Raw genomic sequence first — 22,004 nt, forward strand, 5'->3', positions numbered from 1 at the left:
GCCCGTTCACCCGGCGACGGCGGCGCCGATCTCCGCCTCGTCGGCGTCGGCGAGCGCGAACCGGCGCCCGCCCGCGGTCTTCGCCGAGTACATCGCCCGGTCCGCGCGGCGCAGCAGATCGGTGAAATCGCACGGACTGCCCGGCGGTGAATACGCGGTGCCGACGCTGGCCGATACCGGCACCGGCCCCGCCGACGACCACACCGGATCGCGGAGCGCGGCCACGATGCGATGCGCGAGATCGCCGAGGGTATTGCGGGGCGGATTGGTGGCGAGCACGAATTCATCGCCGCCGTAACGGCAGATGACGGTATCGGGTGGGCAGACCTCGCGCAGCCGGTTGGCCAGATCCACCAGCACCTCGTCGCCCACGGCATGACCGTAGCCGTCGTTGATCTGCTTGAACCGATCCAAATCGATCAACAGCAGCCCGACACCGCGGTTCGGATCGGCCGCCATCAACCGCACCCGATCCTGTAGCAGCGTGCGATTGGCCAGGTCGGTGAGCGCGTCATGGGTGGCCTCATGACGCAGCCGATGCTGTAGGGCGGCGATCTCCTGCACCCGCACCGAGACGGCCGCCGAGATGTGCTGCTCCTGCTGGGCGAGCGCACGCTCCTGGAGCGCCTGGGCATAGCTGTCGATGGCCTGGCTGGCCACGAACGGCCACCGCGTCGCGGCCAGCGATCCGGGTGGACCCGCGCGGAAACCGAGCAACGTGCGGGTGGCCTGCGCCAGCATACGAATTCGTTCCAGTGGCGCCTCGGCCAGCCGCGCACCGAGCATTCTGGCTTCCAGCACGGGAAACGGTTCCGATCGGGCCAGTTCGAGCAAGCGCTCGATGATCTCGATCAGAACAGGTTCCAGCTGTTGTGGCGCCGCCTCGACACCGGACTGGGCGCAAACCGTACGCGCCCATGTCCGTGCGGTCTCGGCGACCGGTGGTCGGTCCTCAGCCGGCATGGTGCTCACCGGACACAGGTGACGACTCCGCGCGGGCTCCCCGATCCGAGCCCGACACCGGCGTCACCACGGTCGTTCTCACTGCTACGCGGATGGTCCACCTCGTCGGGTGCACGCTCACCGCCCCCTTTCCAGATACCCCCGTCCGGCAAAAAGGATCCTAGCAAGCCGATCGGCCTCGAAAAACGGCGTTCTGCAACGAGTTCTCGGTGCCGAACACGGGCCGATCGGGTATGTGATCGCTGCGCGGGCGCCAGCGTTACACATCAATTCTGGTTAGCTCGAAGGTCGCCGGAGGCCCTGCCGAGTATCCGGCGAGGGGCTGATTGGCGTTATCGCAGGCGAGTTCGGTACAGTCGCTGATGCACACGACATCGTGGCGATCCCATCGATGTCGTATGCCTGCGGGTGTAGTTCAATGGTAGAACCTCAGCCTTCCAAGCTGATGGTGCGGGTTCGATTCCCGTCACCCGCTCTCACGCAAAATTCTCGCCCTGGCGAGGCCACGGGGTGTAGCGCAGCTTGGTAGCGCATCCGCTTTGGGAGCGGAGGGTCGCAGGTTCAAATCCTGTCACCCCGACATCGGAAAGGCCCCTGACCATGCAATGGCCAGGGGCTTCGTGTCGTGTGGGCTAGCCGCCGTCGGTGGCTATCGGTGCGGCGGGTAGTTCCGAATGCCGGGCGAAGGCCTGATCGATGAGTTCGGACGCGGCCCTGGTGGCGATCAGCCGCGCGATGGCCAGATCGGTCTCCAACTTGGTGCGGTCCTTCGGGGTGCGGCCGGACTGCTCGTAGCTCTGACCGGCCAGCAGGTAGAACACCTCGGCGGCGTACCGGTCGGCGATGCGATCGCAGTCGGCGCGCAAACGCTCGACGAACTGGAAAGTCGTGTCCACCGGGAGCCCGGCATCGCTGAGCCGGGTCGCGAGGTCGCAGCAGCGCGGATTGGTGAGCCGATAGGCGTCGAGCGGATCGTCGCTGGCCGCGAGGGCCTGCTTCACATAGTCCGGTAGCTCCGGCGGTGCCTCGCGGTCGGGCGGATCATCCGCAGGTCGGGGGGCATCCGACGGTTCGTTGGACGGCTGGTCCACGACCCCGAGCACATCGGCGAGACCATCGCCGCGATCCCAGGCATCGAGCAGTTCCCGGATGCCGTTGAGCTTCATACCGCGGCCGAGCAGGCGACTGATCGTCTGCAACCGATTCAAGTGGTCGGACCCGTAGTACCCGATCCGCCCCCGCACGTCGGGGGACGGCAAGAGCCCCCGTTCGTGGTACACGCGCACGCTGCGCACGGTGGTATCGGCTACCCGCGCCAGTTCGTCGATGGTGTACTCCGCCTCTGCTGCCATACCTACTAGGAAACCACAATCAGGCCCGTAGAAAAACGGACCGTGCTGAAATGTGCCGTTACATGGCGGTACGGAGCGTAAAGAATTGATCAACGTCCCGTTACTTGGCGGCGGATTCGCTTGCTGTTAGACCAACCGTCGGTTAACGTTCGATTGACCGACTTTCGAGTTGGTTTCCGGAGACTGTCGAGCAGCTCCGATGACTCCCCCAGCGCGCTCGCGCGACCACGGACACGCGTCGTCATCGGCGTGCCCTCGGCTTCCCGGAGATTGTTATGACTACTGCTCGGACCGATCTGCTCGACCGCGACGATCTCGCGGCACCGCGGGTCGCCACCATTCCTGCCAGGTCATCCGCACGCCCGCTGTGTGCGGACAATCCCGATAACTGGGATCTGGACGCGGGCACGCCCGAGGCATGGCGGACCGCGGTCCAGACCTGTAGCGGTTGCCCGGTGTTGGCTCAATGCAAGCAACTGGCCGAAATGCTCATCGCCCGTGGCGATTATCCGCGATCGATGATCTGGGCCGGAACCGCGTACGACGCGTCCGGACATGTGGTAGACGACTTGGACAAGCATCGTGTCGCGGCACTCGACAACAAGCGTCCGATGCGGATCATCCGCAATGGTCCACGTCTGAGCCGGATCGAATCCGGTACCGGCGCGCCGCGCCGCCATCTCGTCCTCGGTCGACCGCTGCGGCCGACGGGGACGGGTGGACCCCGATCGTCGGGCAGTGGCTGTCCTGCCTGACACGTTGTAGGAGAACGTAGTTCATGACCTATGTGGCGTTGGAAATCGGCACGTCCAGGTTCGCGGCCACTCGCGTGGACCCGGACGAGGGACTGGTGGAGATCCATGAGATCCCGGTGCCGGATCGTGCCGCATGGGAGCGGTGCGCTGAACTACTCACCGAAGTGGCGGACGGTGCCGACGTCGTAGGCGTCGGTATCGGCTCCACCGGGCCCATCGACATGACGGCGGGTGTCGTTGCGCCGAACAATGTTTCGGACTGGCAGTCAGGGTTCGCCATTGTCGATGCGGTGCAGAAGATGTTCCCGAGGGCCTCGATCGAACTCGCCCTCGACGGTGTATGTCTTGCTCTGGCCGAGCGATACCTTGGCAGCACCACTGAAGTTGCCGACGCATTGTCGATCTCGCTGTCGGATCGGATCACCGGCGGCGTGCAGGTCGGTGGGTTGACCATCGTGGGGCGTACCGGTAACGGGGGGCACATCGGCCACGTTCTCGTATCCGGTTTCGACGACGTCTGCGATTGTGGTGGCCGGGGCTGTCTGGAAGCGGTCGCAGGTGGGAAGTCGGCGGTACGGTGGGCTCGCGCGAATGGGTGGAGCGGAGACGGAACCGAGGACCTACTCGCCAGTGCTCGTGATGGTCATGAGGTCGCGGTCGCCGCGATGACCCGAGCCGGAACTGCTCTTGGACAGGCAATTTCCTCGGTAACCGCGTTGCTGGACATTGATCTGGTGGTTCTGAGCGGTAGTCTCGCCACGCCCGGCTCGGCACTGTGGAAACCTATGAACGCGGCCGTCGCTACTCACGCGCGGCTCAGCTTTCTGCCGGGGCTGCGCGTGATTGCTTCCGAGCTCGGCGACAACGCTATCCTCTCCGGCGCAGGCTTGCTGTCTCTGGCCGATCAAGGTTGATCCATAACCCGAACGCCCTTGTCTCCTCCGTCACGTGACACGGAATTGCAAGGTGTTATGCGCTGTTGACTACGCTGCACCCGGCTTGCTGTCGGGTGCAGCGACGCGCACTTCGACGCTCCGGCGCGCCGGGTAGGTCGAAGCGAATCACTCGTTCGACAACACTCGCGACCAGTTGTGCGGCAGACTGTGTGAACAGACCCCCGAAGGTTGTTGCAACGGCCCGCTACATAACGGTACATTGTGAAGTGTGACAACGGTGCAATCGGGAAGTCCATCCGAGGTGCGCGCGTGGTACTGGCGAGTCGGATGAGGGAAGTAGCGCAGTGATCCCGTGGGTGACAGTCGAAACGTTGGCGCCGGACGTTCAGACGGTGGCATCGGTGGGGGATGAAGCGCGGGGGTTTGCCGGGTGGAGACGCGTCTTGCAGCGCATACTGGCGAAAACTCCCGCGCTCTACGACAGTTTGTCGACGCGCGGTATCGGTGAGGCGATCGACGCGGCGCAGAGGCTCGCCGAGGACGTCGATCTGACGATCCCGACCGCCTCCGGCCCACACCGGTTGCTGATCAAGCCCGTGTTCGGCCCGGCCCGGCAAGTACACGCCCTACGTATCTGGATCGGCCCCGGTTCCGAGCAGGTGCCCGAGCTGCGTGCCGCGGTCGGGGTGAGCTGGGATCTGGATGCCCAGATGATCTGCCAGCCCAACGGCATCTCCGGATTGCCGGGTATGGTCGCCGAAGAATATGTGCCGCGGGTATCGCTCGCCGAGGTCTTCCAACGCTTCACGGGATTCGACCGTCATGCCGAGGTGCTCTCGATGCTCTACGCGCCGCAACCGGGGGACAAGCTCCAGTTCGAGGCCGCCGTTCGGTGTGGGTCCGGTCCGGCGAAACTGCTCATCACCATCCGCGCCAGGGTCGACGCGCAGTCGCGCGGCGCCTGGTTGCTGATCGAGGACATCACCTCGGGCGCCACCACGATCGGTTCGCCCAACCTCGAGCACGTGGGGTTGCGTGAGGCGCACCGCAGGGCGGGCACGCATCTGGCCGTCATCCAGATCTCGCACGCCAGCATCGCGCATTGGTTGACCGACCCGGCGCCCTGGATCCGATGGGATTATCTGTTCCGGCCGGTGGATGTGTTCCATCCCGACGATCGCGTTCGGCTGCCGCTGATCGCCGACCGGTTACACGCCGGTGAATCGGCCGGTTTGACGATGCGCACGCTCGACTACGGCGGCGACTATCGTTCGACTTCACTGCTGCTGCACCCGTATCCCGGTACCCGACACCGCGATCTGGCCATCGGCCAGCTCGTGCGTGCCACCGGTGAGCGTCCGATGTTGGACGATTCGCGCTACGGCCTGCCCATGCACCGGGTACGGACCCCCATCGGCTACGACCATCAACTGCGCCACTGGCTGGCGGGTAGGCAGGATCACAGCCGCGCCCTCTGAGTCTGCTCCCCAGTTCTGGGAATGGCCGAAGGGTCGGAATCGGCAATGCTCTCTACCATTTCGAATGTGCGCACACAGGCCGGTAGCTCGGTGGATTCCGGAGAAGCTCTGCTTCGCCGGATGGCCGCGCGCCGCCGCCGCGACAACGCGGTGATCGCCGTGCTCGCGGTGCTCGCAGTGCTCGGCGGTGGGCACGCGATCTTCAGCTTCCTGTTCACCAAACCCGTCCCCGATGATCGTGGGCAGGAGACGGTGTCGATCGTCGGCCGGGCGCAGCTGGCCGGAACGTTCGCGCAGGAGTTCGTCGTGACCTACCTGAGCGCGAACGACAGCCAGAAGGAACGACTAGCCGAGTTCGTCGCGGATACGTCGCGGATACGACTACCCAAGACCGGGCGTCAGGTGACGGACCCGGTTGTAGCGTTCGTTCGGCGCACCGATGTGCAAGGCGGACTGGATATCTGGTCGGTTACTGTCTCGGTCCGGATCGGGGGGCCGGCCAACGCTGTCGGCGCCAGGCAGTTCTACCGGGTCGCGGTTTCGCTGACCGATGGTAAGCTCCGCGCACTCGGGCTGCCCGCCGCGGTGACCCCACCCGGACGCGGACTGGATCTGGCCACCACCTACACCACCACCTGCCCGGCCGACGCGCCGGTATCGACGGTGGCCTCCGGATTCCTTTCCGCGTATCTCACCGGCTCAGGCGATATCACGCGATATATCGCGCTGGGTTCGGGAATCGGGGCGTTGGTGCCGCCACCGTATACGAAAGTGGATGTCGCCGCCGTCAATGCCGACGAGACGAGTTGCGGGAAGAGCGGTTCAACAGTTCGGGTGCTGGCCTCGGTCACGCCGACCGCGGGTGGAACGGAGGTGGCTGCGCTGGAATATCCGCTGACCATGATCAACAATGGCGGCCAGTGGCAGGTCCAGACCATGGACCAGGTCCCAGCGCTCGCCCAGCCCCTCGCCGTGATCGCCGAAGGTTCCAAGGACCAGGCGACCGGCCCAACCACGTCAGTGCCGTCGAGCACGGCGGCCATACCGCCAGCGACGCACAAGTGATCGGCGAAATGAGTCCACAATGGGTAGCAATCTCACCGGCGTTCTGCTGGTAATCCTGCAATTCGTCCGCGCCGCCGGGCTGATCCTGATCGCCATCATCGGCATCGGGACGCTCATCAGCGAGGGCGCGAAATCCAAACTGTCCCCGGCCAAGGTGCTCACCGTCGCCGGTTCGGCGATCCTCGCGGGTGTGCTGATCTGGCTGTTGCCGACTCTGATCAATCACGCCCGCTGGGAAGTGAACACAGTGGTCCCGGACTCCCCGGTGGGCGCATACTGATGGCTCAGGTCATCAAGGTATTCACGCCGATCAAGCGTGTGCCTGTGGTGGTGGGGAAGGCCCAGAACGGCCAGAAGCTGCCGTTCGGGCCGTATACATTGCCGCAGGTCGGTGCGGGCGTGGCGATCATGGCGGTCACGGGTATATGCGCGATGAATCTGCCGGTCAATCCGGCGGTCACTTTTCTGTCCGGTACGGCGATCGCGATCCTGGCCGTATTCCTGTTCGGGTTGGTGCCCTATACCGGGGTCCGGCTCACTTCGCGCGCATTGTGGTTCGCCCGCCTGATCTTCATCCGTAAGCCTGTATCGGCCTCAGGAATGCCGGTGACCGAGGAATCCTCTCGCAATACTGTTTTCGTCTCCGAGACCGTGGTGGTGTTCTTACCCGATCGGTCGACGAGCCAGCGGCCACAGCCTGCTCTGCCTGCCGGTGGCTGGCTGCGAGAACTTGTCGGTGGTAGTCGAGCGGGACTGCCCGTCAATGGTTCCGGAGCAGGGGTGGCCTGATGGGGCTTGGTCAAGATCTGCAACCTACCGCCGCGATCCGTGGGAACCTGCAATTCACCACAATGGGTTTGGTCACCGCGACCTACTTCATCAGCCCGCTCGGCTACGGGTTGCGTAAATCCAGCGACAAACACGACGTCAAGCTCGCACACCATGCGCTGGTCAACAACTTGCCGGATGGCTCACTGCTGCTGGGTATCCAAGCCCAGCTGAATACCCGCGATGTGCTGAGCAAGATGGTCGAGGGGGTGGACCTCGATGAGCATGAAGACTACGCCGTAGAATCCGTCGCAGCGTATGAGCGGATACGTGCGATTCGCCCGCGGACCCGGATCCATATGCTCTCGATACCGGTCGGCACTGTTGGCACACCGATATCGGCATTGTCACGCATGTGGAACAGCGGCGCGACGGTCGACCCGTCCGCGATCTCCCGTGCGGATATGGATTCCTACGATTCGACGGCCTCCGATATCCTTTCCCGAATCGGCGACGAATTCGATCCCGTGCCGGTCCCGGGCGCCCTGTTCCAGTGGCTGTGGGAGCACTATCTCTCGCGTGGAGCGCTGATCGAGCCGGTCGCACCGACCAGGATCGGCGCACTCGAAGACACCACCGCGGCCGTCTTTCGCTCGGCCGCACTCGACGAGGGGGCGCAAGCCGACAGCGGTCGCCGACTGCGTCCCTCGTTCAGCCCGGTGATCAAGGTCGTCCAACCCGATGAACCGAACTGGCCCTCCTACCAGACGATTCTCACGCCGCAGTCATTCCCCTACGGCGGCATGACATTCCCTGGCGGAAGTGAGTTCCTCAACCTTCTCGAAGGATTCGACGGCGTCACTGTCGACTGGGGGATCCGGGTATCGACCAGACCGGCGGATCAGGTGCTGAAGAGCAATGAGCTGAGTCTGCGGCGGCTGGGTGAGCAGATGGATCAGCGGGACCAGGAGGTCTCGTTCGCCCAGAACACGCTGATGGCGAAGGCTCAACTACTCAGTGAGTACAACAATCACTTCGAGGTGAACGGCGGCGAATCGGAGGTATCGTTCACCACTGTCATCGCGGTCGGTAGTGGTTCACGTGATACCACGCTCGATACCGTCAACCAGATCAAACGCCGCTACAAGCGGTTTCAAGTCGATCTGACCGCGCCGGTGGGCGCACAGGTCGACCTGTGGTCGATGATGATCCCCGGCAGTCCGGCGCGGCGTGCGTACGATGATTTCGCGCATATCGTTCCCTCGGATATGTGGGCGGGTTTCGTGCCGTTCACCACCAATCAGATCGGCGACGACAGCGGTCCGGTGATCGGTGTCAACCTGCTCTCGGGTAACTTCGAGCCGATTCACTTCGGCATCATGGAAGCGGCGCTGCACGATTTGTCGGCCTCGTTCGCGGTTACCGGCGAATTGGGTTCGGGTAAGTCGTACTTTCTGAAGCTCATGGCGGTCCTTGTGCACGACCTGGGCGGTCAATTCCTGGCTTTGGACCGAAGTCAGGTCGGGGAGTGGGAACATTTCGCGTCGACCATCGACGATGCGGTGATCGTCGACCTGACCAGCCCGACGGTCTCGCTGGATCCGCTGCGCCTGTTCACTCCCGCCGTTGCCGGGGAACGGGCCCTGGATTCGATTCTTCCGCTGCTCGATCTGTCTCCGACCAGCGGTGCAGGCGCGGCGGTGAGCAGCTTGCTCACGCCGAGGGGAATCGCCGAGCACGGGATTCGCAGTCTGTTGGATCTGGTCCGGGTGGCACGCCAGCTCCGCAACGATCCTGGCCTCGGCGATGAATACGCCGATCTGGCAGCGCGCCTCGGCACGATCGTGGATCGTGTGCCGGTCCTGTTCGACCCGGATCTTCCGCCCCTGCGGCTGGATGCGGCGGCGACCGTGGTGCGCAGCCACAAACTCGCGCTGCCGACGGCGGAGGAACTCACCACCCCGCACCTGTACAACCGACTGCCCCTGACCAAACGATTGGGAACAGCGCTGTACGAGCTGGTCGGTGTCGCGGCCAGGGAGGCGTTCCTCTCCGACAATGGGCGTTTCGGGCTACTCGTCGGCGACGAGGCGCACCATTTCACCCAGACCCAAGTAGGTGCGGCAGTTACGTCGGACTTCAGCCGTGATGGACGAAAGCATCTGGCTGCCATCGGACTCGCTTCCCATGATCCCGCCACCGATTTCCAAGGCGCGGCACACAATCTCATTCCCAACCGCTTCGTCTTCCGGCAGCGTGACGAGACACTGGCGCGCAACAGCCTGGAGTGGGTCGGCGTGGATCTGGAAGAGGCGCCGTTCATGTTGCAGGTGCTGCGTGAGGAGACCTCGCCCCCGATCGGGCCGGGACGTAAGGTTCCGGAAGAACGCCGCGGCGAGATGTTCATGCGGGACGCGCTGAACCGCATCGGTCGGGGCAAGGTCCTCGGGCCTGCGCGCCCGGATCGGGCAGCGGCCATTACGAGCACCCCGAGTGCATCAGGGTCCAAACCGATGATTGCGCTGGAACATCAGGCCGCTCCATGACCGGTTGGGACGTCGCGAACTGGGATTCGGACCGTTGGCGCCCACGTGCGGTCGCCGCACGCTGCCGGGAGTGGATCGGCGCCACCCGGCGCAGGCGCTGGACGGTGTGGCTGCTCGGTGCCTTGTTCGTTTTGTTCGTCTTTCCCGGTGTTGTCGGTGCTGTCGCGACGGCGGGAACGGGCAATCTGGCAGCAGGTTCGGGCACCAACACCGCGCTGAACGCGTTGCAGGTACACGACTCGGATGGCGTGAATCTAGCCGACTACGGCTTCATCGTTAATGTCGGGATAGCCCTCTTCAACCCGATCAATGTGGGGCTCGGCATCGTGATCGGCGTGATCTTTTCCGGATGGATCGTGATCGTAGGTGGGTCGATCTGGTTGGTCGGGTGGGTGTTGAGCTTCGTCTGGCTCGACTTGATCGGCGGCGTGATGACCGGCGTTGCCAGCAGTTTCACCGACCAGATTGCCACGCCGATCATGCTGGTCACGGCAGTGACGATCGGTGGCGTCATCGTGGCCGTGTTCATTGTCCGCCAACAGCCGGCGAAAGCGACGGCGCAGGTGGTGACAATGGTCGCTGTCGCGATGCTCGGACCCATCTTCCTCGCCAACCCGTTGGCCGAAATCCTGTCGTCGCACGGTGTGCTGGTGACCGGCCGAGACGTCGGGCTATCGGTCGCAGCAGGTTTGCACGGCAATAGTGCTATCAATCCAGACCAGCTCGTGGCGACCTTGCAGACCGATATGGTCGATAATTTCGCCCGGAAGCCATTGCAGGTCTGGAATTTCGGCCATGTGATAGATCAGTATCCCGGGTGCCGGGCCGCATGGTCGGCCGGGATATCCGGCAATGGTGACGAATTGCGGGATCAGTTGGAGAGCTGCGGTGATGGTGGCGTCGCGTATGCGATGACGGAGGAGCCCACTTTCGGTCAGATCGGCGCTGGCCTGCTCATCCTGCTGTCATCGATCATCCTGCTGTACTTTGCGGTGGTATTGGCAGTCCGGATCATCTGGGCGGGGCTCGACGCGATCTATCACGGTTTCATGATGATCTTCGGGCTGGCGGCGGGTGGGTTCATTTATGGACCGACGCAGACTTTTACGGTACGAAACGGTGCGGATGCTATGATTGCCGGTGCCAGGATGGCCGTAAATACGATCGCCCTGAGCCTGTACGAGTTGATTATCGGCAAGGTCTTCAACCAGGCCGGTGGCCAGGTGATCGTGGTTCTGTGCGTCGGAGCAACGATTCAGGTCGTCGGTGTTATCCAGGTAAATCGACTGAATGACAGCTTGACCCGAGGCAACGAGTGGATCGCCGACCGGTTCTCGGCCGTGATGCGCGGCGGGCACGCGATCAGTGCGGGTGGAGGTAGTGGGTCCGGTGGCTCGGGAATGGGGGCTGCGGGCGTCAGCAATTCCCTGCATCCCGCCCATGCGATTCTGGCTGGTATGGGTGTGCTGTCCACAATAAACAGCTCGCCGGCGACTGCATGGTTGACAAGACGCCTCAACCCGATGAACCCGTTGGCGAAAATGGCCGAGACCCAGCGAAGGGTGATGGCGTACGGATATTCTCAGCCGCATATGATGGAAGCGCTGCCAGCCAGCTATATGAGTAGACTTCAGTTCGCCGAGGCGGCGAAGGAAGGTCTCGAATTACACTCGTCTTCACGGATCCGTGGGTTCAATTCGACCGAGGCTCTCGGGACACCGCTCGGTGTTGATATCCCCAGCGGAGTCGACACCGCACGCGGTGCCGCGATCGCTATCCGGTGGGCGGCAGGCAGGGGTGCCATGGACGGCGACATGATGGGTGCGCTCACCATGGCCGGTTTCACCGATCAGAAGATCATGCAGGACGCCATCGCCGCCCACAAGCATGGGCAGGACAAGGCAGCCGAAGAACCAGCGAAATTCAAGCCGCTGGCCGCCGTCGAGGGATTGCACCGGGCTTTCGAGAACAATCCGACCGAAGCCAACTTGTATGCCTTGGAAATGGCTGCCGTGGACCTTCGCACCCAGCGAATCGGCGGTGTTTCGTTGACGCCCGAACAGTTGGCTGATGCAAACGATTACGTCAACCATCCTTCGAGTTGGCAGGTAAAGCGGCTACAGCAGGAAGCCGACGGAGTCGACGCCGATGGCAACCCGCTTCCGAATCACACCAAGGATGACAACCGTGGGGCCGAGCGAACACTGAATTGGATCGCCAACGGTCATGCGATGGATATCCTCAAAGGTGTCGATACACTCCTGGCAACTCCGCTTGATCAGATTCAGGCTGCTGCCGCAATGCCTAGAGGCGGGGTCGGTAGCAGTCGTCCGCTGCATCCCGATGTCCGGGCCCTTCGTGGCCATATCAGTGACGCCCGATCCTTTGAGCGCCATACTCAAGGCGAAGGTGCGACCGGTGCGGACCTGGCGCCGCCGCGGTAGAAGCTGTAACGGAAGGGTGGTCGAACTACTGTATGAAAATCATCGCGTGGGCGGCGAGCGCGGTGGTTGCCGTTATCGGGTTCTTTCTCGTAATAATTGCGGGATTCACCGGAGCCAGCGATTCGTCCGGCCAGCAGTTCTTCAACTGCCAATGTGACAGCGCGATAGGACCGGATCCTTCGGCCACCATCACCACGACTCCTGGTTCCACACCTTGTGATTCCGACGAGGAATGGGATCCCTCCGACGTGCCTTCCACCAATCCGTTGGTGTCGATGACCCTCCCGCCGGACGATACTCGGGTGTCGGACTACCAGCGCTCCTGCATGTCTGCGATATCGTCCGCGTCCCCACCCCTACAGGGGCCGGCATTGCGAAAGACGAATACCGGCTTCGCTGTCGACTGCGCCCGCGAATTGGCTTACGCACAGGTGGGCAGGCGGTCAGATGGATCGAGCTCGGCGCCGACAGAAATGGTTCGGGACGTGATCTACGAGGCTTCCGCGGCGGCGTCGATCGGGAGTTGTGTCGTCCCGGTCGACCGTTCGACCGATGCTGGCGCGCCGCCGGCCGAGCCCGGGTACACAGGACCGGTCGGCTCCTGCGATCAGACCGCCCAGCAGGCGATAGTCTATCTGCCCAATACCGTCGCCGGGCAGGGGATGTGTGGCCAGCGCGTACGTCTCGCCGCCGTCTCGCCCGGTGATCTGGTCTTCTGGAGCTATCGGGACAAGGAGCCCACCCGGGTGGGGATCGCAGTGGAACACGCGCTTGTCGACGCCACCGACGCGGACACGGGCGAGTTCGCGGCGGGTCGTATACGCGTGGTCGCCGCTGACCCGACCACTGGTGAATTCGCGGTGCTCGATATTCCGTCCGACAGCGATGCTCGCGCCAAACGCGTCCTCGACGGCGCGGAGAACTGACCAGCGCACCGTGACTCAATAGCCCATATACGCACCACCTTCACGCATGCTCGCGATACCCGGCACGTTACTGACCGAACCGTACCGGTCGATCGAGTAGCGCACACCGGCGATGATGTTGTCGACCGGGTTCCAGATATCGCGGTGCCCCGGTAGCGAATACGCGTTGAATGTGGGGTCGATGGTCTGCATCAGCCCCTTCGACGGGATCCCTGCTGCCGCATTGCTGTCCCACAGGTTGATCGCGTTCGGGTTGCCGCTGGACTCGTGCTGGATGATCGCCGCGATGGCGGAACGATCGATCTGACTTGTGTCGTAGCCTTCCGCTGCGAGCACCCTCATGGCCTCTTCGATCCACTGACTCTGCTGGCCGGGGGGCAGCGTCCGGGGCGGACCCGTGCCGGCGCCGCCACGGCCCGGCCGTGTTCGGTGTCGCCGCCGCGGAGCGGGCGGCTGCGGTCGCGACTCTCGCAGGTAGCGGCCCGCGAGAGCAGCCACTCGATCGGCGGAAATGGCGGCGCTGGTCTGGCCTTGTCCCAGAACGCTGCCGGCTCGTTGTAAGGCCGAGCCGAGCGTGGCGATCACCATCTGTTGTCCCGCTGGGGTATCCGCCACCGGTCCGAGTGCGGTCAATGCCGTGTTGACCTCGGCGATGATGGTGCCGATGGCCGCACGGCCGTGCGTGGTCGAACCGGCAGCATCGTTCAGGATCCGCTCGAGTTCGACGTTCAAACTGCCCAGTGCTTCGACTTGACGGGACGTATTTCCCTGGCGGACGCCGTACTGCTCACCCATATCGCCGCCCATGCGCAACGGACCGGTCGGTGCGCCGGTACCGACGACCGGTGGTGCGTATGGCTGGCCGGTGTTGGTGGACGGAGCGCCGTCACCGTAGCGGCCGGAGATCGAGGCGAGAGCGGCCATCGCTGGCGCGGCCATCGCTGCCAGGGCCGCGGGCAGGGCGGCGCCGGTATCGGCGCCACCCATCGGTGCGACGGCGCCGGGCCGGGACTCGCCTGCCGAGGGGCCGAAACCTGGTGCGGAGGACGGTGATGCCGGGGTGGAAGTGCCGCCGGGCGGTGTTCCGCCTTTAGCGGAGGTCGGGCCGGAGCTGGTTGCGGTGAAGCCCGGGGCTTTGGCGGGCGTTCGGGAAGGTGTGGCACCTTTGCCGCCGGAGCGGCGCCGTTCTCGCCGGCCCGGTGTCGGATCGGCGGGGCCGGTATCGACGGTGGGCACTGCCACGGTCAGTACCCTACGTGAGCTTTACCGGCGCGTACTGCCTTGACGCCGGGGACATTGTCCAACGAACCGTATCGGGAAATCGCGTAGCGCACCCCAGCCATAATGTTGTGGACGGGATTCCAGATGTCGTCGTAGCCGGGCACTTTGTATTGCTGGAACGTCGGGTCGATGGTCTGCAACAACCCCTTCGACGGAGTTCCCCTCTTGGCATTGTCATCCCACAGGTTGATAGCTCTCGGGTTGTTGGTCGACTCGTGCTGCGCCATAATCCTGATCGCGTCGGCATTGTTGGCGCCCGACAAGCCGAGAATCCCCATGGCCTGCTGGATCCATTGCTCGATGGATCCGCCCTGTCCCACGCTGGAGGGACTGTATCCGGTTGTCGCGTATCCAGAGTTGTAGCCACTGGACGGTGGTTGCTGCCCGTTGATGTTCCAGAGGTACTGACTGGTCAGGCGTTGGACCTGCGCCGCCATGTCTTTGGTCGCGGACTGGCCGGCCGAGACGATGGTGTGGGCCTTCTGCAATGCGGCGGTCAGGATCTGGTGGACCTTCGCCTGACCCTCCCGGGTGTAGGCGTGCGGTCCGAGTTCGGCGAGCGCGACATTGACCTGGCGAATGAGTTCGGTGAGCTTCTTCTGATCGACCTTGTGATTGCCGGCCAGGCCGGACACGTACTGGGCGAGTTGATTGTCGAGGTTGTTGAAGGCGGTCGCAGCAGTCTGCTGGAACAGTTGTTGCGCCCGGCTGCCGGTGACGGCGCCGCCGCTGCCAGGAGTGAGGCCCAACATCTTTCGTAGCTCGATGACCTCGGGATCGGTCGGGTTGCCGTCACCGTAGGCGGCTGCCAATAGCCGCAGCGCTTTGATTGCGCGCTGTGCTGCGGGCGAAAGGGTGCCCGCGACACCATCGGTAGCAGCTTCGGCGTCACTGGTACCGGCAGCCGACGGGGCTCCAGTCGGTGCGTCGCGGGAGCGCTCACCTGGCTTACCATCCTGCACTGCGGTACCCGGCGTCGATGCCGATGTGCCGGATGTCGGCTCGGCACCACCGTTGCCGTTTGCCAGCCCGGACAACGCAGACGCGAGCATCGGCAGCATCTGTGCGCCTGCGGACAAGGCAGGTTCGAGTTGCGCCAGCGCATCCGGCTCATCCGGTGATGAGTTCTCTCGCTCGATTGCCGGCTGCCGTGTTGCGGCGGGCCCCAGCGCACGGGCCGCTTCGGTCGACGGTGGATCCGAGGAGAAGGGTGCCGCTACCGTGCTTGCCGTCGGGACCGCCCCTGTTCCGGTAGGTAGCGAAGCTGACGGTGATGAATTCTCCCGTGGCGTGGCCGATACCGATGTACCTCGTCCGGCACTCGAACCGTCGGACGATGTCGACGTATTCGCAGACGGTCCACCAGTGCCGACCGATGCCGGTCGTACGTTTATTCCGGCACGAGGTCGGTCGGACCGCGTCGTCCAGGGGTCCGATGTCTCGGAGGCTCGATCGGTGGTGTGTTCGCCGTCCGCGGACAGCACCTCGGCTGCCGGCCATACTTCTGCGCTGGTCATCGTGGGCCACCCGGGTGAAAGTGGCTATACAAGCGTGGATTCCGGTGCTCGGCGCCAGGTCTCCATCGGTGGAGGTCCATTCCGGCAGTCCTCCCATGTCCGTCGGTGGCTGGGTGAGCCGCGGCCAGGCTCATCGCCGCGCACGGTGGCGTGTTCTTCGAACCATCCTCGCCTGTGTGTATGCCGCAGAGTTTCCCAGTGCTGGGGATCTTTGACAATGGGGGAGTTCGGAAGGGTATATGGCGCATGGATGATCGCAAGCGTGTGGGGTCGAGGTTCCTGACTGCCTCGGTATCGTCCAGCGTGCTCTTGGGTCAGCTTGACGACCTGGGTGCGAATGTGTCGTGGCTGCCGGCTGAGTGTGGAGGCATCTGATGCTTGGTGGGTTTGGTTCGTGGATCAAGAAGACGGCCGTCGCCGCGGCCGGTGTTGCCCTACCACTTGCGGGTGGAGCAGTAGGTGCTTGGGTCGGCGGGCCGATCGGCGCCAGGATCGGTGCCAGTCTGGGCGGAGCTGTCGCGGATATCGTTCAGAACGGGAAACCGGGATGGTCGACGCTTGGCGCCGCCGCGTTGTCCAGTATCGGTGCCAAGAGCTTCGGTGGAGGTGCCGGATCCAGGGCGGGGTTCCTGGGCGGGGCCGAAGGTAAAGCTGCGGCGCTAGCCGGAAAGACCGCCAAAGAAAACTACAAGCTCCCCGCCAATGCGTCGACTCCGCTGCTGCGGGGAGGGAAGTGGGGTGCAACTCGGCGTGGAGGCAACGCTGCTGCGCGGAGGGCGGAAAGGTCGAACCTGGCCAGAAATCGCAAGGATTCTTGGCGTAACACATTCAATCCGGGTGCCAATGGGTTGCGGTGGAAGCTCCCCGATAAGGGGCTGCGCAGGTCGGGGCTGGGCTATGCGGCCGCAAGTGGCGTGGGTTCTACAGCCGGGTACTACACCAGCAAGGCGCTCGGTGGCTCGGTCCCGACGGGAGGGAGCGCTCCGCGAGTACCCGGCGAGAATGGCGGGATGGGCTTCGAATACGTTGGGGGCCACGCGAAGTCATCCGTGAGGAATATGCCCGGTTTCAAGGCTACGCCGAACAGCACTGCCGATTCATGGCAGGAGTCAGGATTTCTACTGATGCCGAAATCGATACCTGACACGTTGAAAGCATGGTACGCCGGACCTAAGACGACGGGGTCGACCACACCGGCTTGATTCACGACGGGTAGTTAGGGTGCGGTTCTGTGGCGGATGAATCTTCGGTCGACGAAAAACCTACGGTCGACGATTATGACGATGCGGGCGACGACGTTGCGGCCGGGAGCGCGGCAACAAACGAAGAGGCAGCCTCTTTCGTCGACTTTCTCGACATAGCCAACCTGATCATGGGCGAGGGTGAGCCTGCGGATATGGAGATACCCAGTCTGCCCACCGTCCCCGCACCCGCCAGCACCGCATCGAACCTTCAGGCGTACATAGCGGCCGCGGACAGCTTTCGTACCAGGGCGGACGCGCTCAATAAGTATGCGCAAGGGCAGAAGGTGGTCGCGGCCGACGCCAAGGAGAACGTGACCAAATTTGGTAGAGAGCACATTCTCGATGTCGTGGACAGGGTCAATCAGGAGGTCATGTACGTTACGGACGGACCGACCTTCATCCAGCATGTCGGAGCTTCACTAGAAGCCGTGGATGCGGTTCGTGCGGCCGTACAAGAAAAATCTCGAGAACTATATAATGCCTCGACTGACATAGTCGAAAAAATGCGGAAAGAAACTGAGGCGGCTCTCAAAAAGCAGAGTGAGGCGCAGTCGAAGGCTCTCGCCGACGCACTCGGGAAGTTCAAAACCCCGTATGTTCCCGGCCCGTATGTGCCCGGCCAGAACATCCCCGGCCAGAACACCCCCGGCCCGAATAACCCCAACCAATACCCACCAGCCTGGGTGAACGACAACGGTCCGAAGCAGCCGGGCTCCATAACCGACCCCCAGCGTCCTGGCACGATCAACCCGCCGGGCACCATCACCCCGCCGGATACGAAACCGCCTGTGTCCGGGATCAAACCGCCGGTTTCCGATATCAAGCCCCCGACCACAACACCCCCTGCCGGCACACCGCCTCGGGTGAATCCGCCGATTTCCTCGCCACCGTCCGGGCTCGGCGGTATGCCTGGTATGGGGATGGGAGGAATGCCTGGAATGGGTATGGGCATGCCCGGTATGGGAATGCCCGGAATGGGCATGGGTTTCCCGGGGATGAACGACCAGATGGCGCGGCGCAACGAGTTGGACCGGGATCTGGCGCGGCGCCGCGAGGAGCTGGATTCACACCGGGACAAGCCGCGCGATATCGTGCCGCCGCGATCTGCCGCGCAGCAGGTGGCAGCGCAGGCGCCAGGGGCCAACCCCGGCGCCGCGAACGCGCAACATGTGGGCCCGAATCCGAATGTGACCGCAGCGCCCGGCGCCGGTACACCGCCTCCCGGACAGACGCCGGGTCCGGTTCCGAACGCGGACGGAAAGGTGCAGTTCGATTTCCCCGGTCGTCCGCCATTGATGGTGTCGCCGGTGGTGCACAGCGGAATGACCGCCGCGGTCGCCAACAAGAAGGGCATCGATGCCAAGGCCGCCTATGCCAATACGGCGGCGAAGTGGAACGACGACAAGAAGATCGGTATGCGTATCGATCCGAGCAAGTTGAGCGCGGGCGATGTGGTCAGTTGGAAGGACGGCACAGCCATCGTGGTCGTCTGGCCCAAGGGCGAGGGCGGTGCGGACGCCGCGCCCGCCATCAGTACTGATGCTTCGGCAGGTTCGACGGATACCTTGGAGATCATCGCCAATGGCGAACTGCAAATCGTCACCGGCGACATGATGAAGGACGACGGGCCATACGGCGCCTTCAACGGCTTCTTCCATCCGAACGGGGTCGATGCGGTGCCGTCCGCGGATGCCGGTGCCGGTGGCGGGGCGCCCGTCACCGCCGACCAGCAGCCGACTGTGGTGGCGTAATGGGTGAGAGGAGATATCGATGGCTTTGAATGTCGATCCCGGCGCGCTCGTGGCCGCGGCCTCCGCGCTGTCGACGGCGGCGGGTGAAACCGCTCGTGCACTGCCGCCCGGTTGGGTGACGCCCGCAGGGGCCGACCCGATTTCCTCCGGGGTTGTTCCCCGCCTCAATACCCAGGCCGCAGCACTGCTGAACGGGACGATCGATGTGCTGAACGCCGTGGCACGCGAGGCCCACAAGATCGGCACGTCCGCCGCGAATTACAGCCTCGCCGATGACGACGGTGCACGTGCGATCAACGGATCGGGCGCTGATCTCGTGGCCGATCCAGTGGGCGAGCCGCAACCGTTGCCGCACCGGATCCCGCCCGCGCTCACCGCGCCACCATCCGGACCGGTCGACTCCTTGACGTTCGCGCACGGTTTGCGTGCCGGCCCGGGCCCGGGCCCGGCACACGAATTCGCCAACGCCTTACGCGGTTTCACGCGGGATGTATTCCCGATCGCGAACCAGGTGGTGAACAACGCGTCCTCGGCAATGAGCCACTGGACGCCGGTGGGTGAGAAGGCCGCCACAAATCTCACTCGATACCAAGGCTGGCTCGACCGTCTGGTGACCGGGATGACGATGCTCGCCGATTCCGTCGACTCATACGGTCAAGCGTTCCGCAATGCGAAGTCGACCCATCCCACTCCAGAGGAGATCGAGGCCGCTCGTAAGGAATTGCTTGCGGCAATGCGCTCGAAAGACGGAGCCTGGAAAGCGGCGGCGCTGAAGAAGTTCGAAGACCAGAAAATACAGTCGGCTTGGGCTATCGGGGACTATGAGGCAGCTACGAGCACCCAGGTGCCCAGTGAGGCGGCCGCAGCTGGTGACGCTGTACAAGGTCAGACTGGTCAGCAGGGCGGACAAGGCTCCGGCGGCGAGGGCTCCGGCAGTGAGATGGATCCCAGCATGATGGCGAACATGATGTCCGCGATGATGAACGCGATGTCCTCCATGGGCGGGCTGCCGTTGGACCAGTCGGCGCAGGAATATCTAGACGACTATGCCCTCGGCGACGAGTTGTACGACGACTACACCGGATTCGGTTCCCCAGGCGGGTTCGGGGGGATGGGGGGAGGCGGTGGCGGATTCGGAAGCGCTGCGGGCGGCGGCTTCGCCGATTCATCGATGGTCGCGCCGCCGGTGCCGCTGACCCCCGCAGCGGCACCGGCGGGTGCGCAGAGCCTGCCGCGCGCGCCGGTGATCGATGCGGTGCCTACTGCGTCCTCGGCATCGGGCAACACCGCTGCGCGTGGCGCCGGCATGCCGATGATGCCGATGATGCCGATGGCGCCGGGTGCGGGTGCGGGGGCCGGGGGCGGAGGTGATGACCGCAATCGCGTCGTCGCCTGGCATCCGGACCGTCTGATGTACGTCGACGACACGCCGCACACCGAGATGGTGATCGGCGAGCGGCCGACGGTAGCGCCGAGCGTCACACCGCCGACACCGAATTCAGGTGGGGGCAATCAGTATTCGTCACAGTCCGGAGGTTCCGCATGAGCGATATCCACCCCGATGTGCAGGCCGCACTCGATATGGCGCGCAACCTGCGGCATCGTATTGCCGATATGCGGGAGAAGATCGACGCGATCCGCGCCCGGCGACCGTCGCCGAGCGGAGCCGTCATTCCCGAGGTGGATGCCATGGGCCGGTTGACCGGGCTCTATCTGGCGCCGGGGACCGTCGACCGGTTCGACAGCGCCGAACTCACGCACGAGATCATGGCCGCCATCCGCGACAGCACCGCTGACGCCGGACGGCAGTACCGCATCGTCATGGACGGTCCGCTGGATTCCGATGAGACGGAAGCGGTTCCCGCCGCGCCGGGGTCGGTGTCGTGACGCAAACCGATGCGGTCAGTGCGGGTGAAGCCGTGCGCTGGCTGCACGACGAAGGTCTCAGCCGATTGGCCGGGACCGCTGGGCATGCCGCGGGTCCGTTCGGCGCCTTCACCGTGGAGGTGTCCACCGGAACCGTGACCGCTCATCCGGTCGCGAGCACCGGAGCGGGCTCGCAGGTGCTGACCATGTCCGCCGACGAGCTGCCGCCGCCGGGTCAGCCCGCGCACCGATTGGTGGTCGTCGGGATCACCACGGCCCAGGCGATTCTGGTCGTCGACCTGTCCGCCTATCTCGCGATCGCGATCAGTGCCGACGATCCGGTGGGCGCCGCGCGCTCCTGGGTGATGCAGTTGCTGCTCGATCCGGAGATCACGGTGACCACCAACAGCCCCGCCGTCGCCATCGGCGACAGTCCGCGGTGCCGCCGAGGCTTCTTCCCCGGCGGTGGCGCGCCGATCATCCACATCGATGATCAGCGCCCGCCCGTCACCACCGTCACCCTGGATGCAGCCGGCGAGTCCGCCGACCGGCTCGAGATGGCACTGGACGGTACCGGCGAGATGTACCTCGGCACCCGGTGCTGGCCGCTGAGTCTGGTCATGACGATCGACGAGACGACCTGGTCGGCACTGGCCGCCAGTTTGGACGCACCTGCCGAGCCCGGCCCCAGCACCGCATCGCCCGCCTCGGTGGTGGCCGCAGGCACCGCCGAACGACCCCCGGAGATCAACCGATGACCCAGCCGAATCCCACCGATCTACATGAGGTCGACGACTTCGATACGGACGCTTACGATCCCGGCGAGGCCCCGGCCGCTCCCAACTGGCAGAACATGATCTACGAAGTGGTCAATCTCGATCACAGTGTCGGTGTCGCCTGCAACCGCGACGGCGAGATCGTCGGGCTGCACCTCACCGACGAGGCGCGTGAGAACGGGGACGCGTGGCTGTCGGCGGAAGTGCTGCGGGTCGCTCGGCTGGCACACCTCAAATCTCGCGTCGGCCTCCGCGCCGAAATGGAGTACAACGGGGCCAGCCCCTACACGGTCGACGCGTTCGATCTGCCCACCGAGGCCGCCTATCGCGCTCAGGAGAGCGCCGAGCTGGGTCGTGCGCAATGACACCGGCTCAC

General features: G+C 64.3%; 18 protein-coding genes and 2 tRNA genes. 16 read left to right on the top strand and 4 right to left on the bottom strand.

Features of this window, described 5'->3' with window-relative positions:
• Positions 1-6: 6 nt before the first annotated feature.
• The gene (locus QH168_RS06840) at positions 7-963 is read right to left on the bottom strand and encodes a GGDEF domain-containing protein (protein ID WP_280233625.1); all 957 of its coding nucleotides are present in this window, start codon (positions 961-963) and stop codon (positions 7-9) included.
• 404 nt (positions 964-1,367) lie between these two features.
• Here QH168_RS06840 and QH168_RS06845 point away from each other — a divergent pair.
• Together QH168_RS06845 and QH168_RS06850 are read left to right on the top strand one after the other, a co-directional pair.
• Positions 1,368-1,438 (top strand) — tRNA-Gly (locus tag QH168_RS06845).
• A gap of 31 nt (positions 1,439-1,469) precedes the next feature.
• Positions 1,470-1,543 (top strand) — tRNA-Pro (locus tag QH168_RS06850).
• 52 nt (positions 1,544-1,595) lie between these two features.
• Here QH168_RS06850 and QH168_RS06855 read toward each other — a convergent pair.
• Positions 1,596-2,315 carry a MerR family transcriptional regulator gene (locus QH168_RS06855; protein ID WP_280233626.1) on the bottom strand — a complete coding sequence of 240 codons (720 nt, stop codon included), beginning with the start codon at positions 2,313-2,315 and terminating at the stop codon, positions 1,596-1,598.
• 275 nt (positions 2,316-2,590) lie between these two features.
• Between QH168_RS06855 and QH168_RS06860 the strand changes: the two genes are divergently transcribed.
• The 9 genes from QH168_RS06860 (at position 2,591) to QH168_RS06900 (ending at position 13,193) form a co-directional block, all read left to right on the top strand.
• Complete coding sequence (locus tag QH168_RS06860; RefSeq protein ID WP_280233627.1) at positions 2,591-3,070, top strand: hypothetical protein; 480 nt, start codon at positions 2,591-2,593, stop codon at positions 3,068-3,070.
• 23 nt (positions 3,071-3,093) lie between these two features.
• Entirely contained in the window at positions 3,094-3,984 is an 891-nt protein-coding gene (locus tag QH168_RS06865) for an ROK family protein (protein WP_280233628.1), read from the top strand.
• A gap of 338 nt (positions 3,985-4,322) precedes the next feature.
• Positions 4,323-5,444 (top strand): GAF domain-containing protein, encoded by a 1,122-nt coding sequence (locus QH168_RS06870; protein ID WP_280233629.1) that lies wholly within the window; start codon positions 4,323-4,325, stop codon positions 5,442-5,444.
• A gap of 66 nt (positions 5,445-5,510) precedes the next feature.
• Positions 5,511-6,509, top strand: coding sequence for a conjugal transfer protein (locus tag QH168_RS06875; RefSeq protein ID WP_280233630.1), 999 nt, complete (start codon positions 5,511-5,513; stop codon positions 6,507-6,509).
• 19 nt (positions 6,510-6,528) lie between these two features.
• On the top strand, positions 6,529-6,789 hold the full coding sequence (locus tag QH168_RS06880) for a hypothetical protein (protein WP_014349609.1): 261 nt from the start codon (positions 6,529-6,531) through the stop codon (positions 6,787-6,789).
• The gene (locus QH168_RS06885; protein WP_280233631.1) at positions 6,789-7,298 is read left to right on the top strand and encodes a hypothetical protein; all 510 of its coding nucleotides are present in this window, start codon (positions 6,789-6,791) and stop codon (positions 7,296-7,298) included. The genes QH168_RS06880 and QH168_RS06885 overlap by 1 nt, the downstream gene beginning before the upstream one ends.
• Positions 7,298-9,823 carry an ATP-binding protein gene (locus QH168_RS06890; RefSeq protein ID WP_280233632.1) on the top strand — a complete coding sequence of 842 codons (2,526 nt, stop codon included), beginning with the start codon at positions 7,298-7,300 and terminating at the stop codon, positions 9,821-9,823. The genes QH168_RS06885 and QH168_RS06890 overlap by 1 nt, the downstream gene beginning before the upstream one ends.
• Positions 9,820-12,267, top strand: coding sequence for a hypothetical protein (locus tag QH168_RS06895; protein ID WP_280233633.1), 2,448 nt, complete (start codon positions 9,820-9,822; stop codon positions 12,265-12,267). Before QH168_RS06890 ends, QH168_RS06895 begins: the two co-directional genes overlap by 4 nt.
• A 32-nt stretch (positions 12,268-12,299) precedes the next feature.
• On the top strand, positions 12,300-13,193 hold the full coding sequence (locus QH168_RS06900) for a hypothetical protein (protein WP_280233634.1): 894 nt from the start codon (positions 12,300-12,302) through the stop codon (positions 13,191-13,193).
• Between the two features lie 15 nt (positions 13,194-13,208).
• On the opposite strand, the gene QH168_RS06905 is transcribed toward QH168_RS06900, so the two are convergent.
• Positions 13,209-14,435, bottom strand: a complete 1,227-nt coding sequence (locus tag QH168_RS06905; protein WP_280233635.1) for a transglycosylase SLT domain-containing protein — start codon at positions 14,433-14,435, stop codon at positions 13,209-13,211.
• 2 nt (positions 14,436-14,437) lie between these two features.
• Positions 14,438-15,535, bottom strand: coding sequence for a DUF4226 domain-containing protein (locus QH168_RS06910; protein WP_280233636.1), 1,098 nt, complete (start codon positions 15,533-15,535; stop codon positions 14,438-14,440).
• 1,687 nt (positions 15,536-17,222) lie between these two features.
• On the opposite strand from QH168_RS06910, the gene QH168_RS06915 reads away from it, so the two are divergent.
• From QH168_RS06915 to QH168_RS06935, 5 genes are read left to right on the top strand one after another with little or no spacing between them, the layout of a single operon-like run.
• Positions 17,223-18,986: a hypothetical protein gene (locus QH168_RS06915; protein ID WP_280233637.1), complete on the top strand. Its 1,764-nt coding sequence runs from the start codon at positions 17,223-17,225 to the stop codon at positions 18,984-18,986.
• Between the two features lie 25 nt (positions 18,987-19,011).
• The gene (locus tag QH168_RS06920; RefSeq protein ID WP_280233638.1) at positions 19,012-20,532 is read left to right on the top strand and encodes a PPE domain-containing protein; all 1,521 of its coding nucleotides are present in this window, start codon (positions 19,012-19,014) and stop codon (positions 20,530-20,532) included.
• A complete protein-coding gene (locus QH168_RS06925) occupies positions 20,529-20,873 on the top strand; it encodes a YbaB/EbfC family nucleoid-associated protein (RefSeq protein WP_280233639.1) in 345 nt (114 codons plus the stop codon). The genes QH168_RS06920 and QH168_RS06925 overlap by 4 nt, the downstream gene beginning before the upstream one ends.
• The gene (locus QH168_RS06930; protein ID WP_280233640.1) at positions 20,870-21,610 is read left to right on the top strand and encodes a hypothetical protein; all 741 of its coding nucleotides are present in this window, start codon (positions 20,870-20,872) and stop codon (positions 21,608-21,610) included. Before QH168_RS06925 ends, QH168_RS06930 begins: the two co-directional genes overlap by 4 nt.
• Positions 21,607-21,993 (top strand): hypothetical protein, encoded by a 387-nt coding sequence (locus QH168_RS06935; protein ID WP_280233641.1) that lies wholly within the window; start codon positions 21,607-21,609, stop codon positions 21,991-21,993. Before QH168_RS06930 ends, QH168_RS06935 begins: the two co-directional genes overlap by 4 nt.
• Positions 21,994-22,004 lie beyond the last annotated feature (11 nt).

This window comes from Nocardia cyriacigeorgica (assembly GCF_029868385.1).
GTDB lineage: Bacteria > Actinomycetota > Actinomycetes > Mycobacteriales > Mycobacteriaceae > Nocardia > Nocardia cyriacigeorgica_F.

Excerpts from the sequence above, each read along its gene's own strand:
- QH168_RS06840 (WP_280233625.1), bottom strand. The coding sequence starts at position 963 with ATGCCGGCTGAGGACCGACCACCGGTCGCCGAGACCGCACGGACATGG.
- QH168_RS06880 (WP_014349609.1), top strand. The coding sequence starts at position 6,529 with ATGGGTAGCAATCTCACCGGCGTTCTGCTGGTAATCCTGCAATTCGTC.
- QH168_RS06885 (WP_280233631.1), top strand. The coding sequence starts at position 6,789 with ATGGCTCAGGTCATCAAGGTATTCACGCCGATCAAGCGTGTGCCTGTG.
- QH168_RS06925 (WP_280233639.1), top strand. The coding sequence starts at position 20,529 with ATGAGCGATATCCACCCCGATGTGCAGGCCGCACTCGATATGGCGCGC.
- QH168_RS06910 (WP_280233636.1), bottom strand. The coding sequence starts at position 15,535 with ATGCTGCCGATGCTCGCGTCTGCGTTGTCCGGGCTGGCAAACGGCAAC.
- QH168_RS06855 (WP_280233626.1), bottom strand. The coding sequence starts at position 2,315 with ATGGCAGCAGAGGCGGAGTACACCATCGACGAACTGGCGCGGGTAGCC.
- QH168_RS06865 (WP_280233628.1), top strand. The coding sequence starts at position 3,094 with ATGACCTATGTGGCGTTGGAAATCGGCACGTCCAGGTTCGCGGCCACT.
- QH168_RS06900 (WP_280233634.1), top strand. The coding sequence starts at position 12,300 with ATGAAAATCATCGCGTGGGCGGCGAGCGCGGTGGTTGCCGTTATCGGG.
- QH168_RS06935 (WP_280233641.1), top strand. The coding sequence starts at position 21,607 with ATGACCCAGCCGAATCCCACCGATCTACATGAGGTCGACGACTTCGAT.
- QH168_RS06895 (WP_280233633.1), top strand. The coding sequence starts at position 9,820 with ATGACCGGTTGGGACGTCGCGAACTGGGATTCGGACCGTTGGCGCCCA.
- QH168_RS06890 (WP_280233632.1), top strand. The coding sequence starts at position 7,298 with ATGGGGCTTGGTCAAGATCTGCAACCTACCGCCGCGATCCGTGGGAAC.
- QH168_RS06860 (WP_280233627.1), top strand. The coding sequence starts at position 2,591 with ATGACTACTGCTCGGACCGATCTGCTCGACCGCGACGATCTCGCGGCA.